Here is a 261-nt window from a genome sequence, read left to right as displayed (position 1 = left end):
CCGTCAACGGCGAAGCCACCGTTTACTTCAAACCAAACGCGAACTTCAACGGCACGGCGAACTTCACCTACACCGCCACCGACGGCGGTATCGCTGGCGGCGGCAGCCCGCTGACCTCAGCTCCGGCTAACGGCACTATCACCGTGACCCCGGTCAATGACGCGCCAGTGGCTGTGACCACTACTGCGACCGGTGCTGAAGATCCAAGCGTAGGTATCGCGGTCAAGCTGAGCGCCACCGACGTAGACGGCGTGGCAGACG

1 protein-coding gene is annotated in these 261 nt (G+C 63.2%); it reads left to right on the top strand.

Features of this window, described 5'->3' with window-relative positions; all coding sequences use genetic code 11:
- On the top strand, positions 1-261 hold a 261-nt coding region (locus NR164_RS30330; RefSeq protein WP_256823679.1), incomplete at both ends, for a cadherin-like domain-containing protein.

Source organism: Pseudomonas sp. Pse79 (assembly GCF_024519615.1).
Classification (GTDB): Bacteria; Pseudomonadota; Gammaproteobacteria; order Pseudomonadales; family Pseudomonadaceae; genus Aquipseudomonas; species Aquipseudomonas veronii.
The sequence above is the reverse complement of the archived record's forward strand: the minus strand, read 5'-3'. Positions and strand labels throughout refer to the sequence as shown.